General features: G+C 45.3%; 12 protein-coding genes and 2 pseudogenes. 8 read left to right on the top strand and 6 right to left on the bottom strand.

Features of this window, described 5'->3' with window-relative positions:
- A pseudogene (locus QUB56_RS34480) lies at positions 1-209 on the top strand (hypothetical protein); the annotation flags it as partial.
- Positions 210-233: 24 nt separating this feature from the next.
- Here QUB56_RS34480 and QUB56_RS34485 read toward each other — a convergent pair.
- Positions 234-2,171: a serine/threonine-protein kinase gene (locus tag QUB56_RS34485; protein ID WP_332960855.1), complete on the bottom strand. Its 1,938-nt coding sequence runs from the start codon at positions 2,169-2,171 to the stop codon at positions 234-236.
- A gap of 500 nt (positions 2,172-2,671) precedes the next feature.
- Between QUB56_RS34485 and QUB56_RS34490 the strand changes: the two genes are divergently transcribed.
- Positions 2,672-3,154 (top strand): 2Fe-2S iron-sulfur cluster-binding protein, encoded by a 483-nt coding sequence (locus tag QUB56_RS34490; protein ID WP_332960857.1) that lies wholly within the window; start codon positions 2,672-2,674, stop codon positions 3,152-3,154.
- Between the two features lie 38 nt (positions 3,155-3,192).
- Positions 3,193-3,663, top strand: coding sequence for a phycobilisome protein (locus tag QUB56_RS34495; protein ID WP_332960858.1), 471 nt, complete (start codon positions 3,193-3,195; stop codon positions 3,661-3,663).
- 17 nt (positions 3,664-3,680) lie between these two features.
- Here QUB56_RS34495 and QUB56_RS34500 read toward each other — a convergent pair whose 3' ends face one another.
- From QUB56_RS34500 to QUB56_RS34520, 5 genes are all read right to left on the bottom strand, one after another.
- Positions 3,681-4,847 carry a pentapeptide repeat-containing protein gene (locus QUB56_RS34500; RefSeq protein ID WP_332960859.1) on the bottom strand — a complete coding sequence of 389 codons (1,167 nt, stop codon included), beginning with the start codon at positions 4,845-4,847 and terminating at the stop codon, positions 3,681-3,683.
- Positions 4,848-5,089: 242 nt separating this feature from the next.
- Positions 5,090-5,752, bottom strand: coding sequence for a V4R domain-containing protein (locus QUB56_RS34505; protein WP_332960860.1), 663 nt, complete (start codon positions 5,750-5,752; stop codon positions 5,090-5,092).
- 43 nt (positions 5,753-5,795) lie between these two features.
- The gene (locus tag QUB56_RS34510) at positions 5,796-6,263 is read right to left on the bottom strand and encodes a phycobilisome protein (RefSeq protein WP_332960861.1); all 468 of its coding nucleotides are present in this window, start codon (positions 6,261-6,263) and stop codon (positions 5,796-5,798) included.
- A 170-nt stretch (positions 6,264-6,433) separates the two neighbouring features.
- The gene (locus QUB56_RS34515; RefSeq protein WP_332960862.1) at positions 6,434-6,700 is read right to left on the bottom strand and encodes a hypothetical protein; all 267 of its coding nucleotides are present in this window, start codon (positions 6,698-6,700) and stop codon (positions 6,434-6,436) included.
- A gap of 94 nt (positions 6,701-6,794) precedes the next feature.
- Positions 6,795-7,496, bottom strand: a complete 702-nt coding sequence (locus QUB56_RS34520) for a V4R domain-containing protein (protein WP_332960864.1) — start codon at positions 7,494-7,496, stop codon at positions 6,795-6,797.
- A 283-nt stretch (positions 7,497-7,779) separates the two neighbouring features.
- Between QUB56_RS34520 and QUB56_RS34525 the strand changes: the two genes are divergently transcribed.
- From QUB56_RS34525 to QUB56_RS34540, 5 genes and pseudogenes are all read left to right on the top strand, one after another.
- Positions 7,780-9,612, top strand: coding sequence for a peptidase C14 (locus tag QUB56_RS34525; RefSeq protein ID WP_332960866.1), 1,833 nt, complete (start codon positions 7,780-7,782; stop codon positions 9,610-9,612).
- A 1,079-nt stretch (positions 9,613-10,691) separates the two neighbouring features.
- Positions 10,692-10,931, top strand: a pseudogene (locus QUB56_RS37570) (pentapeptide repeat-containing protein); the annotation flags it as partial.
- Between the two features lie 15 nt (positions 10,932-10,946).
- The gene (locus QUB56_RS34530; protein ID WP_332960868.1) at positions 10,947-12,296 is read left to right on the top strand and encodes an AAA-like domain-containing protein; all 1,350 of its coding nucleotides are present in this window, start codon (positions 10,947-10,949) and stop codon (positions 12,294-12,296) included.
- Positions 12,297-13,112: 816 nt separating this feature from the next.
- Positions 13,113-14,516, top strand: a complete 1,404-nt coding sequence (locus QUB56_RS34535; protein WP_332960869.1) for an MATE family efflux transporter — start codon at positions 13,113-13,115, stop codon at positions 14,514-14,516.
- A 754-nt stretch (positions 14,517-15,270) separates the two neighbouring features.
- On the top strand, positions 15,271-16,569 hold the full coding sequence (locus QUB56_RS34540) for a lysine N(6)-hydroxylase/L-ornithine N(5)-oxygenase family protein (protein WP_332960870.1): 1,299 nt from the start codon (positions 15,271-15,273) through the stop codon (positions 16,567-16,569).
- Positions 16,570-16,696: the final 127 nt, after the last annotated feature.

Here is a 16,696-nt window from a genome sequence, read left to right on the forward strand (position 1 = left end):
GCTGCCTATCTTTTTTTAGCACACATTGGCTCAATCCTTACAAAGTATGGGTTTCAGGCTGGTTGTTACCCCCCCAGATTGCCAATAGGTTATTTAAATCAATTGAAAAGCTAGAGTATTTATTGCATATCCTCTTAAATGAAGGACAATTAATAATTAAATTGGGGCGAAAAATCAAAAACAAGGGTAATGGTTGTATCACAGTTTAAATGTGCAACAGCTTACCCCAGTTATCAGCCTTTGACGATCGAGGGCGATTTGGTCTCCTCAACATCTACATCTAAAAAGTGCAAGTGACTCTCTTCCTCAGTATTGACAGCAATCACCAAACCTCTATTCCCCCAAGAAGCGATCGCCCGGGGTGAGGCGGGGCTGCTAAAATTCCCTACTTGAATCCCTTGACTGTTTAACACTTCTATCTGCCCCCCAACATCTGCCAACACCCATCCCCAATTAGCCACACAAGCAGACACGGGCAAACTTTTAAGGGGAATTCGCCCTACCTTGAGCGGCCACAATTTCATCAACAGCACCGCCGCTTTACCACTTTGGGGAATTCCCAGCAAAGTATAAGGCTCAGGTGTCAACAGCATCTGTCCGACGCTGGCAGACAACCGCACAGAACCCACAGGCGTGCCGCGGCGAGTGTAAACTCTAAAAGTAGTTTGGGGATTTTTTGGTTCGTTGTCCGGCCACACTGCTAAGACGTGTCGCCGATCCAAAAAAATTAATTCTGGTAAATAATTTTCCGGTAACGGCACAGTAGCGATCAGCTTCAAGGCTTTTTCCCGATCGCCCGCATTGCTGTTTGCAGCTAAAGAATAAAAACGCAGTTCGCCCGGAACCGCTACTGTCAACCAGTTTCCGCGAGAGTCAACAGCAGCTTTTAAAGCATCTGAACCTTGCCTCAAACCCATATCCAGGAGGCACTGAGGCTCCCAAGAGTCCTCGTTGAGCCAGTAAAGTTTTTGCTCCGTGAGAACGCAGCAGCCGTGGGAAGCAGGTAAAATGCCGCGCACGATTTCCGGCATTAATGAAATAGAAGTAGACATTTCTCCTGTAACTAGCTGTTTTCCCGGCTGACACCAAACCTTCACCTCTGTACCTACAGCAGCATACAGATACGTTTCAGTGGCAATTAAAGTGGTCAACGGTGCAGGAAGTATCAGTGGCTTTGGCCCAGAAAGCGAATAGCGCACAGTCCGAAGTAAATTAATAGCCGACTCTGATGCTTTTTGCTCTTCTACTTCCAGCAAAGACTCAGTTTCCGACTTCTGACTTTTATCACCACTGGTTGTGGGGTTTTCCCAAGGAATAATGCAGTCGCCCAATTGCCTGACAGCGGGGTCGTACATGATCAGCCGCAGAGCTTGAGCCATTTGGGAAGCACTGGCAAAACGGCGGGCTGGCAGCTTTTCTAAAGATTTTTTGACTATTGCTTGCAAAGGTTCGGGGATGGCGTCGGGAAATTGCAAGCGTTGATTCAGGTGCGCCCACCTCAAGTCTCCGGGGGTTCCCCCGAAAGGGCGGTAGCCCATTAGCAATTCAAACAGCAGAATTCCTACTGCATATATATCTGACATCGGGGAAAAAAGACCGTAAAACCGCTCTGGGGCCATGTAAGCGGGGGAACCTACGGTAGCGTCGGGAGAAATTTCTTGGTGGAGGCGAGTGGTACCAATTTCTGGCAGCCGACGCGCGATGCCAAAGTCAGACAGCCGGGGCGACCAACCTTTGGAACCTAAAGTTAGGAGGATATTTTCGGGTTTGATATCGCAGTGAACTACGCCTCGGCGGTGGGCGTAGTCTAAGCCTGCTAAAACTTCCATCACTAGCTGCAAACCTTCGAGCAGCCGCAAGGGGCGGTCTTGTTTGAGCAGGTTGCGGAGGGTTCCTCCCTCGCAGTAGTCCATAACCAAGTACCTGCCTGTAGCTGTGTGTTCTAGAGCTCGGCAGGTAACAATGTTCGGGTGCTGCAAGGTGATCAGAAACCACAGTTCTCGCAAGAATTCGCTAGTTGGGGCTTTTTGATGACTAAGTTCTTTGAGAGCAACCAGTTGGCTGGTGAGGCGGGAGTCCTGGGCGGGAGCTTCTCGAACGCTGGCACAAAAGACTCGACCAAATTGTCCTTGTCCGACTAGCCCTAAAATGCGGTATTTAGAATGTTGCATCGGTCTAATTATAGAAAAAGCTTGAGCTAGTATTAAAATATGTAAATAATTCTGACAAAAATTCAAATTTTTGAATCCCTCGCTAGGTACAGCCTATGTTATCTCAGGTTCATTTTCAGCCTCCTTGAGAGCGATCGCACAGTAGCACCTACTAAAATTATTGAGTTTCGGAATCACTATCAATCTTGCCGGATTCGGGTGCCGTATCTGGAACTACCTGTGGCTGCTATTTTAGTCGATCGCGACTAAAACAGTTTTTTCAAGACCGTCCAGGAAGCGTCTAAGGTTTTAGCTTTTCAAGGCTAAGCTCGGGACTCGGGGCGACAAGGGCAGCTATGACCACAACAGAAGCGCGGTTATGCAATCTAGGTTAGAGAGCCAGAAGCCGATGCTGTCGTCAAGGCATCTTAACCTTTTTGAGTGTTAGCAAATTTTTTTTTTGCTTTGAATATGTCGATCGTACTTGCTAAATACTGAACTTGACAGGAGCAATAATCAATATGGTTAAAATTATTAAACTAGATCCAATTGCTGAGGAAATGGCAGTCGAAACCCGCTCGAATATCCTATCTGCCTTACTTTCCAAAGACTTAGACGTTCTCAAGGAATGCGGGGGGCGGGGAATGTGCGCTACCTGCCACGTTTACATTAAAGAAGGCATGGAAGGCTTGTCTGACATGAACCGCCGCGAGAGGAGGACGTTGGAAGTCATTACTACAGCTAAAGCCAATTCGCGACTTGCTTGTCAGGCTCAAATTATGGGTGAGGGTGTGGTTGTACAGTTGCCTGCGGGGATGTACATTAATGCTATTGAAAATGTCGAAGCTCTGATCGGCCGTCGGGCCCAGCAAGATTTATTACACCCAATTACGGGTAAAGTAGTTGTAGAATCGGGAAAGTTAATTACTCGTTCGCTCGTTACACAGCTTAATGAAACCCGCTTCCAAGTAGGACAGTATTTAGTTCGGACTAAAGAAGCTTAAAATTGATATGTTTGTATTTTAGTAGTAGAGAAAAATTTATGTTGAGCCAACTTGCGCGTTTGAGCACGGAAGCAGACGGACGCTACGCCACTGCAGAAGAACTCCAATTTTTGAAAGACTACTTTCAGTCTTTGAATCACCGGATGAGTGCTTATAAAAAACTTCAAGCCTCTGAAACAGAAATTATGCGGCAAGTGGAAGCACAAATGCAGTCTCTCGACCCTAATTTATTTCGCCGCGGGGCTAACGATGTCACTGAAAAGTGCCGTGGAGATATTGTGCGGGTGTTGAGGCATTCAGCTGCAGCACTGTTGATTAATGATACGGAACGGTTGCGCGATCGGCTGCTGCTGTGGTTGCAAACTATGTTAGGTGCTGTTCAAGTTCGAAATAGTGCGAACGTGACCTACGATGTGATGAAAAAGGTACTCAAAAAATATCTGACTGTCGAAGAAACGAACCTATTTTTCCCGATTCTGGACATCAACCGCACTTTACTCGGCAAATAATCAAGGGAGTTGACACGTTAACGGCGATAAACTTTGCCGTTAGGAAGAGTGGCTCCAATCAACTGCGCTCCCCTCAAATCCGCCTCAGTGAGAATGGCTCCCCGGAGGTTGGCTCCTGTCAAGTCAGCTTTCTGCAAGTTGGCTTGACTCAGGTTAGCTTTGCTCAAGTTAATTTCATGCAGGCAAGAATTAGAAAGGTCGGCTTTGATCAGATACGCTAGGCTCAAGTTGGCTTTGCTGAGGTTTGCCCCGCTCAAGTTAGCTTCCATCAGATAAGCGCCGCTCAAGTTGGCTTCGTTCAACAATGCCTCTGCCATATTGATTCCAGTTAAAAGTTTGCGGCTCAAGTCTACACCGCTGAGTTCGGCCCCGCTGAGGTTAATACCGCTTAAGTGACTGCCATTCAAAGTAATGTTTTTCAGGTAGGTATTGCTCAGGTCTGCTTTGCACAAATTGGCTCTATCCAAGCAAGCTTCGCTGAGGTCTGATCCGCTCAAGCACGCGCCGTTTAAATAGGCTTGAGTGAGGTTAGTTCGCCTGAGGTTAGCTTTCAACAGGTTGGCTTTGCTGAGGTTAGCACGGGTTAAGTTGGCTCCGGCTAGGTTAGCTTTGGATAATTCGGATCCGGTGAGCTGTGCTTCAGTCAAGTCTGCGTCTTTGAGACTCGCTAGACTTAAGTAAGCATCTTTCAAGTTTGCCCCGTTGAGATTGGCTTTAATCAGATAGGCTTTACTGAGATTTGCCTCAGTGAGAACGGCTTTGGTGAGGTTAGCCGCGCTCATATCTGCACCTATGAGATTTGCCTTGGGGAGAATTGCTCCGGTCAGGTTTGCCCAATTCAGGTGAGATCCGGCTAGGTTGGCGTCGGTGAGATTGGCGCCGATGAGATTGGCGCCGCTCAGACTTGCTGCCATGAGGTTGGCGCCGGTGAGATTGGCGCCGCTGAGGTCAGCTTTGCTGAGGTTGGCTCGGCTCAGATGGGCTTTGGTGAGGTCGGCCCCGCTGAGGTTAGCACCGATTAGGTAGGGTCGTTGCTGGTGTTGGTTGAGGTTTGCCAAAATGAGAGTTGGGGCATCGCTGGAACGGTATAAATCGATCGGACTCAATACAATACCGCGCAGATTTGCCAGTCTAAAATCTCTTTCGCCGGCTGCATATCTATTTAGAAGTTCATTGGCGTCCATTAAGTTCTAGCAAAATGTTTGAGGTTGTGATTGCTTTTAAATTTTATGAGTTTCTAGGGTAAGTAATGAATTCTCTAGCTGCTAGTTATAATCAGGTTTTCTTTAATTAGCTAAAACCGGATTTTTTAAGTCAGTAGATTTTTTATAATTTAACTCACAGTTTTCATGATACAGTGTATAAGATGGTTGCCTCTCTATCGATTTTACAGCTATTAGCAACAAACTAATAGCTGTCCAACAAGTCAGTTTTTTTGGAAAAGTTCACTGAGAATAGCTTCATGGTCTTTTCCATCTTCGACCAGAGAATCGGCAGGTTGCAGACGATCGCGCAGACCTAAAATAAAGCGGTTGCAGTCCGAACCCAAGGATTCGCAGGAGGTTTGCAGGCAGTGGAGTTCTCGACCTGTGAGCTGACTAAAAAACGAACTTAAAATACCTGCTTCTAGAAAACAGGCGGGCCGCTTAGACTTAGGGGCTGTTTTAGCAAAAAGAGAGTTAGCAATTTTTACTATTAAAAATCCATGTTCGGCATAGCTGGGGTCAAGCTCAAATGTTCCCCATCCGTGAGTTTTCCAGCACTGTTGCAAGCACTGAAGAAATTCTACCATTTCCATGGAGGAAACTGGCTGACCGTAGTATTCGCTGACTTCTTCGCAAAAACGCACGTAGAAGTTTTTACCCCACCAGCGGCCGCAGTTGAAAAGCACCAGGCGGGAGGCTTGACCTGTTTCTTGTTCTAAGCCGATATAAATGGCTTGAATCAGTGTTTCAGGGAGCGCTAGGAGCCGATCGCCCCGGCGGTTTTCCAGCAGGCCGAGTTCGAGGTCGCCTCGGACGTAGGCATCGCGGGCAAAGTAGTTTCCAGGGAGTCGGGGCTGTGTGAGTAAGTCGGCAATATTAATCATCGGGAATTGGGAATTGGGAATTGGGAATTGGGAAGAAAGCTGATTATTTATTACCTTGGTCAATAATTGGCTGCACTTGGTCGAAAAATGGTTGCAATATACTCCGGGCTTGCTCGGAAAGCAGTTCTTTTAAACGAGTTTGCAGCAGATTGCCAACAGTTGCTTCGATCTTTTGAGTTTGGTGGGCTTCGACTATGCCGGAAAGCCAGTCTAGGAGGCGCTGTTCGAGAAAATTTCGATCGTTCAGCAGCATAGCCATAGCGCAGTACCGCAAGACTAGCACCCAGTGTTTGAGCGATCGTTCTAAGGTTTCTTGTTTTTCGTTGGGGAATGTTTCTTGTAGCTTGTCGGCTACTGGTTGGAAGATGCTTGCTTCCTTCTCCCGCAAAAATTCGTAAATTTTTAAGCGCTGGGCAAGGGTGGCAGCTTGACGCTTAAAAGCTATCAGTTCTTCGCCTTTTAAAAAGCGGTTTTCTGCCTGATCCAGCAGCGCCTCAATCTCAGGGTGCATGATTTTAATTAAGTGGTAATCGGTAATTGATAAAAGGAAGGAAGTTCGGCAACGAGCAGTGTACGGGATTTAACGGATTTAACTAATGGATTTTGAGGGATGAGGAAAGAGGGGTGAGGGAAGATGGATCAGGGATTACCCTATTTTTTATTTTCCACTCCCCACACAGATTAAAACAGGTCGAATAGATCATCAATGGTGACTTCGGCTGATTCAGAAATAGAAATTACTGGCAAGGGTGGCGGTAGGGGTAGGGCGCCTACTTCGGGAATTCCTTCCCAAGAGATAGCTTGAAAAAAGTCTGCGACTGGCTGGGTTAAAGTCAGAACTTGACCGGGGGTCGAGCCATTTGGGGTTTCTAAAGGTTTTCCCAGCCAATTATAGTGACCAAAGAAGTCTTGGACAGACTTGTCCAACCATGAAGTTTGACTTTTCATCTTTCTTCCTGCCTGGAGAGACCCACCATCGCACTAGAGATCGCTTCATTGGTGGGAGGAAAGGCAGGGCAGGGGATGTGCCTTTCCAGGTTGTTTACCGCAATATTTCACCGTGTTGCACTCGATTTTGAATGTCGCGGGCGTTGGCACCTTCGTTGAGCCAGAATGCTGCTGCATCAATTTTATCTGGATTGCCGAGGAGGAACTTGCAATAGGTTTCTCCCATTGAGTAACATTGGAGTTCTATGCAGCTCAGAGGCTTTTTGACTAGAGAGCCGAAGAAACCGGCGAACAAACCGGCGTATAGGTGACAAACCGGTTTGCCTACGTCGCCCAAAGTGCGAGCAACTGCTGAGTCAAAGAGGTTGATGAAGATGCAGCCGTGTTTGCGATCGCTCATGTCCACTTCCCAGCGGCCCCAACCTTGAGCCGTGAAGGGCCACCACCACGTTTCTAGCAGAAACATCAGATTTGACTGACGAATGTTCTGGCTGTATTCGGCACTAAACCATTTTTGAAAAAATTCGGAATCTTGGAGTCCCCACTGGCAACCAATAGTATACATGATGACAGAGGAAGCCGGGCCTACTTCTTCTTCGAGTCCCTCCACCAAACCGATAATGAAGTCTTCGCTGGTAAAAATGTTGCGCGACTCATTCCAGTCGTCAATTGTACCCCTCTGGCTATCGAAGGCAAAAAAATCCTTAAACCTATAGTGGCCATGCGTTTTAGGATGCTTTTGCTTCAGTAGCGATTCGCGGTGGGGGGAGATTTCTTTTTGGGCGGTAGAGACCATTGGCGGGTTGTTCCTTTTTGGTGTAGTTTGCTGAAAATTAGAGTCAAATAGACTGGGCTGTGTATTCAATTTAACGTCATTTTTCTCAAGGCAGGCACAGGGTATAATTTTTTACTGCAATATAAAAAGTTAAAATTCTAGGATGCTAAATTTGGGCGCTTGTTGGGCCTTCTGCCTTCGGATAACTGCTATCTGACGGAGGGGCGAAAGTGGGTATAACCTTAAACGGCTATGTGTTATCGTTTTGTGCAAGCTGTCCATTATATATATAGGGCATATGGGGATGAAACATCACGCTTGTATTGCAATAGGCATCAATCAATATCAGTTACTCCAGCCTTTGAGTTATGCCCAAGAGGATGCAGAGGCACTGTACGGTTTTTTGACTGAGGAGGCGGGTTTTGCGCCGGATGGATGTCTGCTGATGACCGATAGCTCGCCGTCGCTGTGGGGTCAATCTACTTATCCAAATCGGGAAAATATTCTGAGGTTGACCCAAAGCCTGTGCGCTGAACATCTGCAACAGGGAGATTTACTCTGGTGTTTTTTTAGCGGCTACGGTGTCAGCTATGAAGGCAAGGATTATTTGATGCCGGTGGACGGCAATCCGGCTGACATTCCGGGTACGGGGATTCCGGTAGAGTTGCTGTTGAATACTCTGAAAAACGCTCCTACGGAAACGGTATTGGTGCTGGTTGATATGAACCGCAGCCAGATTGTGAAAGCCGGGGAAACGATCGGCTCTCAAACGGCCGAACTGGCGCGGGAACTGGAAATCCCGACGGTGCTTTCTTGCCGCCCAAATCAAGTTTCCCGGGAAACTTCGGCTCTGCGTCAGGGGTTTTTTACAACGGCGCTTTTGGAGGGGCTGCGCTCGGGACAGTGCACGACCCTTAAGGGTTTAGACCGTTTTTTGAGCGATCGGCTGCCGGAGCTGTGCGATCACCATTTGCGTCCCAAACAAGAACCTTTGATGGTGGTGAATCCTCCAGGAAAGGCTCATTTGGTGATTTTGCCGGATGCTTCTGGGGTGCCAAGTGCTGTATTGGCAGGACGCAATGGCAATATGACGGTTAATGCGGCTGATGGGTTCGATAGCCCGCAAATGGCGACGGCTACGGCTCGAATGGATCTGCCTCCTGCAGTTGGCAACGCTCAGGATTCCTCGGTTGAGATGGCGCCTGTGTCGCAGCCGAATGCTGTGGACACGGACGATCGGGGGGGCGATCGACCGAACTTACAAAAGCCGGAGGATCGGGATAACGGGGGGTCGGATAAGTCTTTTTTGCAACAGCTAATTTTGTGGAGCTCAGCTACGGCTTTGGTGCTGCTGTTGGGTGTTTTTGTGACGAACAAATCAATTTTTCTCGGTCAGGAGGAAGGAGATCCTCGATCGCCTGCTGAAAATGCCCAAAACCCTGGCTCTCAAAAATCTGCTGGTGCTGGGGTGTCGCAGAACCAACCGCTGGCGGTGCAAGCAGGGACTGGAACCAAGCAGCCACCATCGAGCAAGCAGGTGTGGGCTGAGGCGAAAACTTTCCTCAAGGATGGTTCGGCTTCTAGTTTTAATAAAGCAGTGGTTAAGGCTCGAACGATTCCGCCTAGCGATCCGCTCTACCCGCAGGCTCAGCAGGATATTGAGCGCTGGAGTTTAACGATTTTGGATATAGCTAACGGGCGGGCTGCTCGGGGCGATTTCCAGGGGGCGATCGGCGCGGCTAAATTGATGCCTGATGTCAATGGGCCAGTTTACAATCAGTCGAAACAGGCGATCGCTCAATGGGAGGAGCTCTCCAAAAGCCAAAAAGTAAATGCTGCTTTACTATCGGCTGCTAAGGGTCAAATTAAGCGGGGGGCTGCCTCTTCTTACAGTAAAGCCATCCAGCAAGCTAATAAAATTCAGCCCGGTGAGCCGAAGTATGAAGAAGCTCAGCAGTTGATTGGACAGTGGAGCGAAAGTATTCTCAAAATTGCTCAGTTGCGCGGCTCTCAAGGAAAGCTGAAAGAGGCAGTTGAAGCTGCTTCGCTTGTGCCGTCGGGTACTAAGAGCTATCAGCAGGCTCAGAAGAATATCGCCAATTGGAAAACTAAGTTGCCAGGCCAGAAAAAAGGTTGATTTAATTGAGAATTTCCCGCTTTTTCACCGGGAAATTCTCTTAGCTACAAAGCCCAAATAGGTCGCTCGCTCGCTACTTCTTGACACTGCAAGAGGATACCTACAGATCGATAATTTAAAACCAATAATTTAATTCACCATTTCTTCTCGGCACATCCGGCGCCCTGGGATTTTATATTCTGTCCGAGCGCTTCTTTTTTATAGGGTGAAATATATCCGAGGGGCGGATTAATTAAGATTTTTAATTCAAGTCCCGGAACTGCATAAACCCGCCCCTCCACAGTGAAAAACCAGTTTTTTTTACCATAAGGATGCCTGTAGGTATATTAAAAAAAAAAAGTTGATGCACAAGTCCTAAATGAGTTAATTTTAATGTGGAATTAAAACAGTTAATTTTTGTATTTTATCACTTCCGATTATTAGGTTAGTTTCTACTTAACTTCAACTTTAGAAACCAGGAACTTGGGCGATCTTTACAGCAATTTTCTAGGTGAGTCGGGAGAAAAAATAACAATAAAATATCATTTTGTAGTCAAAGCTAATGAAAGCATATTTCCTCGCTTTCCGACCAAAAATAGTGACAGCAGATTTGACAGAAAAGATATCAATTATAAAAGTAACTACCCGGTTTGCAAGAGCATAAAAGTCTCGTCCAAAAACAGGCACTAACCCCAACAAACAGAGAAAAATTTATAGCCCAAACAGAGAGGAAAAACGCAATGAGTCTCATCTGATATCACGTCCGGTAGCACCCTCCTGGGTATAATGAGGTGTAGTTAATCGATCGTGCGTGTGACCTCTCACCAATTAACCAATTGCCAATCGCTCCTTCGAGTCATTGGATGAGCTTGAAGTTGTGCTATTCGAGTACCGTCGGCGCTTGCTTCAACAGCAAGACTCGATCTGTGGTTTAACTTTCTTTCATTGGTGACCCTCTTCTGCTGCTAATTGCGATCGCACCCCCACTCTACAAGTCCCGTGCTACCGGACTTGATATGATTTGAGATAGGCTGATTTGACAGAACCAATTTTAAGCCGAATTGCTCAGTTAGTTAGCCAACTAAGTTGGCGCTGACTTAAGCGGTGCTGCTCTAAAACGAGCCTCTCTATTTCAAGCCTCTAGAGAGGGAGCAGTCTTACAAGATACCAATCTGGTTAAGATTGAGCTCAGACAAGCCAACTTGCAAGATACTCAGCTAATAGGTTCTGATTTCTGTGGTTGTCGCCTCAAAGGAGCCTGCTTTACATACCCTGAAGGGTTAACTTGCCCACAGAAGCAGTGGCTCAGAGCCTATCGAGCCTTGAGTATTTTAACCTAGCCAATTGCTATTTGAATGAAAAAAATTGAAAAACTTGTTGAATTTGCGATACTTTTAGTTGCTACAGAAACAGGCTTGTCGCTTAACTATATTCAAAAGGTATTGTTGCGAGAATCTCTCCTCGATCCCAAAAAAAGTTACGCTCAAATTGCTGAAGAAAATAATTACTCTGAAAGCTATATTAAGTGTTCAGTTGCCCCTAAATTATGGCAGTTGCTTTCACAGGCGATCGGTGAAAAAGTTAATAAAACAAATTTACCGGCGCTGCTAGAACAGCATTCGGTAAATCAGAAAAATCCTCAGCCAACTGCGACAACAACAGCAATGCCGGCGGCGGGCTTGACTAAGGAACACTACGTTCTAGAATCTCCAGAAGGACAAGTTCCTGTCGCTTCGCGCCTGTACATTGAGCGATCGACCATCGAACAAACCTGTTATCAAGAAATTCTCCAACCCCGTGCATTCATTCGCATCTTTGCACCTCGAAAAATGGGAAAAACTTCCCTAATAGCACGAATTCTGGATTATGGCAGCAGTCAAAATTACCACACAGTGAGACTTAGCTTACATTGCGCCGGCACACAGGTGTTTGCTTCGAGCGATCGCTTCTTACGCTGGTTCTGTACCAATGTCACTAAACAGTTGGGTTTGGAATCTAGATTAAATGACTACTGGGACGAGGATATGGGACCTTTGATTAACAGCACGATTTATTTTCAAGGTTATATCCTCAAGGAAATCTTTAACCCTATGGTTCTAGCACTAGATGGCATCGACCAATTATTTCAGTATCCAGAACTCGCTGGTGATTTTTTCGTTTTGTTGCGTTCCTGGTATCAGGAAACAAAGGACACTTCTGTTTGGCAAAAGTTACGAGTTGTAATGGCTCATTCCGTTGAACTTTACATTCCCTTACCCACTAATCGCTCTCCGTTTAATGTGGGATTGGCGATCGAACTGCCGACCTTTAACCAAGAACAGGTCCAGGATTTAGCTCAACGTCACCAACTTCAACTCACGAAGCCTGAACTTGAGCAATTAATGAAGCTGACGGGTGGCTCTCCGTATTTAATCCGACTAGCTTTGTATCAAAGTAGTCGCTTGAAGATTCCTATACAAACGTTACTGCAAGATGCTACAACTGATAGGGGAATTTATCAACAACATCTTCAGTATCAGTGGTGGAATTTTCAGCAAGATCCTGACTTATTTGACGCTTTTAGGCAGGTTTTAACTGCTCCAATTCAGTTAAATATGGAAGTGGGGTTTAAGTTAAAAAGTTTAGGATTGGTGCATATTATTGAAAATAAATTAACTGTTAGCTGCGAGCTTTATCGAGAGTATTTCCGCAATTATTTTTCTTAATTGTTGAGTCAGGTAAACGCATATAAATTAAGTTGACAAATGCCTGAATTTGTGCATTACTAAATAACTCAAAAAAACCTTCTTAAAATTTTAACCCTAACCATAACGCCGGCAGATTAGATCTGAGCTTTAAGAATTTCTTTAGTATCTGTAATTCGTTATCGCACCTCTGGGAACCAACCTGAGCTTTTAATTGGCAACTAATTGACCAATTTAGATTATTGACAAAAGTAACAAATTATGTAAATTCTAACTTTGGGTAATATAACTTTACACAAATATACTAACTTTATCTATTTCTCCTTGAGCTCAACAACTGAATAATAGTTAATTATCCTACTCCGTCATCTAAGAAAGAAACCCATGCTAACTGCTTTTTAGAAGAAGAAACTGAGCTTTTATTTTCATGGAAAGGAAGATTTCTAGTGTAAATAGTAATACCGCAATCAGTGAGGCTAAGGCTATTTACTTGAAAGATGCAGATGGAAATCACTATTTTGACTGTTTAGCTGGTGCAGCAACCTTAGCACTGGTAAACAATCACACTGTCGTACTTGATGCTCGCAAAAGCTCTCAAAGCAAATCTTCCCTTACATACTCTAGACTTAACCACGCCGGTAAAAAAGGAGATTGTGATAGCAGAACAAATTGACAGCATCAGCGAAATTTTCTAAGCCTGCATTCAGGTAGCAGAAAAACAATTATTGTCAGTTCTTTCTCCAAAGTCTTAAGAATGTTAAAATCACCCAGCTTATTTCCTGTCAAAGATACAGCCAATTTTGACAGCCACTTTGCGATTCTTTTGAGTCTTCTACCATGACATCCATCTCGATTCCAACTATCCGAACAGAAATCAAAGAATTTTTACACCTTGCTGTTCCTCTAGCCAGTGCTCAAGTCGCCCAATCCAGTGTCGGGTTTGTAGATACGGTAATGATGGGGCATTTAGGATGGGAAAGTCTGGCTGCGGGTGGATTAGCATCTATCACGTTTACCACCCTGCTACAAACTGCAAGTGGTATTGTCATGGGAGTTATTCCTCTGGTAGCAAAGGCTTACGGAGTAGGTGACAAACTACGGATTAAGCAGGTGGTACGTCAGGGCTTGTGGCTATCACTGGTGTTAGCAGTTCCAATGATGCTGCTGATTGGACATCTAGATATGCTCATGCTTCAGCTCGGACAAGATCCTGCGACTGTCACATTGGCAGATACTTATCTGGATGTCATGCTTTGGTCAATGTTTCCAGTCTTAGGCTTTGCTGTACTCAGAGGGTTTGTATCTGGTGTGTCGCAAGCGGGTCCCATTATGGCGATCGTGATTGGAGGAACCCTCTTCAATATTATAGGGAATTACATCTTGGGTTATGGCAAGCTGGGATTTCCTAAACTGGGACTGAGAGGTATGGCCTTAGCGAGTACCGCTACCTTCTGGGGTATGTTCCTGGTATTAGCGGTCTACATTCTTATTCATCCTCAATTGAAATCATTACACATCTTTAAAACGATAGATTGGCTAAAGCCCTCCATTATCGGGGAGTTGCTGTGGATTGGTACACCAATCGGAATTTCTGCTGCCCTAGAATTTGGGCAAGTGAATGCGGTTACTTACATGATGGGTACATTGGGAACTAATGTGCTGGCAGCGCACCAAATTGTTTTCCAAACGGGGCTCATTAACTTCATGCTGCCGCTAGGAATGTCCTATGCCGCGACAGTTCGAGTGGGGCAGTGGCTCGGAAAGCAAAATCTCGAAGGCGTACAAAAAGCGGGGTACGTTAGTATGTTTTTCGGAGGTGGGGTTATGGTACTAATGGCGATTACACTAATTACCTTCTCCCGCCAAATAATTGGACTGTATTTAGATGTTAATGACCTGGCGAATGCAAGCATTGTGGCAATTGCCATTCCTATGTTTATAGTTCTGGCAGTACAGGAAATCTTTGAGGGAGTACAACGAACCGCTTATGGGGCGCTGCAAGGATTTCAGGATACTCGTGTGCCAATGCTGCTAGGCTTCTTGGCATTCTGGGGAGTTGGATTGCTCAGTAGCTATGTGTTGGGATTCTCCTTGGGTCTAGGTGGCGTGGGTTTGTTGATCGGGGAGGTAATTGGTATAGCAACTGCCGCAGGATTTTTTATCTGGCGGTTTCGCAAACTCATCTCAAACTACACTACCTTGGTTAATGATGAAGCCCGAACAAAAAGTTTGGGGACGTGACTATGTTCTAGTCAGACAACTTTATGAAAAAAAGAACTGAACAATACAACATAAATCGAAAATTATTTAGCAGGTCGTGCAGCCGCAATGGGCGATCGCTTGATGAATCATCTACGTCAGATACAAACAAAATCTCGTTGTATTCGTGAAGTACGTGGGTGCGGGTTAATGATTGGGGTTGAGAGCGTCAACACGCAAGCATAAGCCGACAAGCACGGCAAGTATTCTGGGTATTCACTCCTAGCCAGTCGCATTCCAGACGAGTGTCTGCGCCGAGGTTTGATAATTGAGATTGGCGGACGATTTGATAGTGTTGTGCGTTTCTTACTACCCTTAATAGTGACAGCAGAAAAAAAGGACAGCATCAGCGAAATTTTATCAGCATCTATTCAGGTAGCAGAAAAACAATTATTGCCAGTTCTTTCTCCAGAGTTTTAAGGAAGTTAAAATCAGCAAACTTATTTGGTGTAAAAGATACAGCCAATTTTGAGAGCTACTTCTGACAGCGTTTTTTAGGTAAGTGAGGTACATAGCTTTCGATAGAGGACACGGCGCCGTGCCGTTTCCCTAGAGCGCTCGAACGCTTGAGTGGTGTGCTTCATTAATGTGGAATTTGCTGTTACTAATTTCCCAACTACTTCATGATTCACGTATTTAAGCTGCGGCTTTGAAATACCAACAGACATCGACTGACCAGACAAAACAGCAACATTAATCTTTTGCGACCGGCAAAATTTACTTGAGGAGGGGAATTATGACTAATAATACTTATGATATAATCGGAATAGGCATTGGACCATTTAACTTAGGTTTAGCAGCACTTTGTGAACCTGTAGAGCAAATCAAAGCTCTATTTCTAGATCAAAAATCTCAATTCCACTGGCATCCAGGCTTATTACTGGAAAATACTTCACTTCAAGTACCATTTCTCGCTGATTTGGTAACAATGGCCGATCCCTGTAGCAAATTCAGCTTCCTTAACTACCTCAAAGCTCAATCCCGTCTCTACAATTTCTATTTTTTGGAAAAGCTTCATACTTCGCGCCGAGAATACAACCACTATTGTCAATGGGTGGCAGAACAATTACCCAGTTGTCGGTTTGGGGAAAGAGTAGAAGCCATTTCTTGGGAAGAAAATAGACAGGATTTTGCAGTGAAAACCCAGAGAAAGGATGGTACTAACTTTACCTATTATTGCCGAAACTTGGTTTTAGGAGTTGGTAGTGTTCCCCATATCCCAGCTTGCTTCCAAGATGTGCCTTCTGAGCAGATTTTTCACTCATCAGAATTTTTGCACAAGCGCGATCGCACTCGTCAATCTCAATCAATTACTGTCATCGGCTCAGGGCAAAGTGCAGCAGAAGTTTTTTATGAAATGTTGCAAGCTCAGGAAACATACGGTTATCGCCTCAACTGGCACACTCGTTCCCAAGGCTTTTTTCAGATGGAATACTCAAAATTGGGCTTAGAGCATTATTCTCCCGATTACATCCACTATTTCCACAGCCTACCGCAAGAAAAGCGCGATCGATTGCTACCAGGGCAAGGCTTTCTTCACGAAGGGATTAGCTTAAGCACCATTGCTAATATATACGATCTGCTTTACGAGCGTTCTGTTGGAGGAAATTATCCTGAGGTACAGTTACTATCTGCGATCGAAGTGAAGGAAGTGGAAAAAGCAGGCAATGGCTATCGTTTAGTATATCGACACTTGCAGCAGAATCAGCCGTATACTCATGAAACCGACTGCATCATTCTTGCTACTGGATACCAAGATAAAATTTCCGATAGTATTGCAAATATCAGCCATCTAATTCAGTGGGACGAACAGAAGCGATACATTGTTAATATTGGCTATAACCTGGCTCTGACCCAAGGCATTCCCAATCAAATTTTCGTACAGAGTGGCGAGTTTCACACTCACGGCATCGGCTCATCAGATTTAGGATTGGGGGCTTACCGCAACTCTGTAATTATTAACACTTTGGTAGGGCGAACCGTCTATCCTGTTCAACAGCGCAACGTATTTCAGCAGTTTGGTATCATAGCATGAATAATTATCAGTATTATATAGCAATCCTTGCAGGGGTTGTAAATTTTTTACCCCACCCCAGCCCTCCCCGCGAGTTCGGGGAGGGAGTAAGAAATTCACAAATGATTTAGGATGGCTATAGTGTTTT

This window comes from Microcoleus sp. AR_TQ3_B6, assembly GCF_036702785.1.
GTDB lineage: Bacteria > Cyanobacteriota > Cyanobacteriia > Cyanobacteriales > Microcoleaceae > Microcoleus.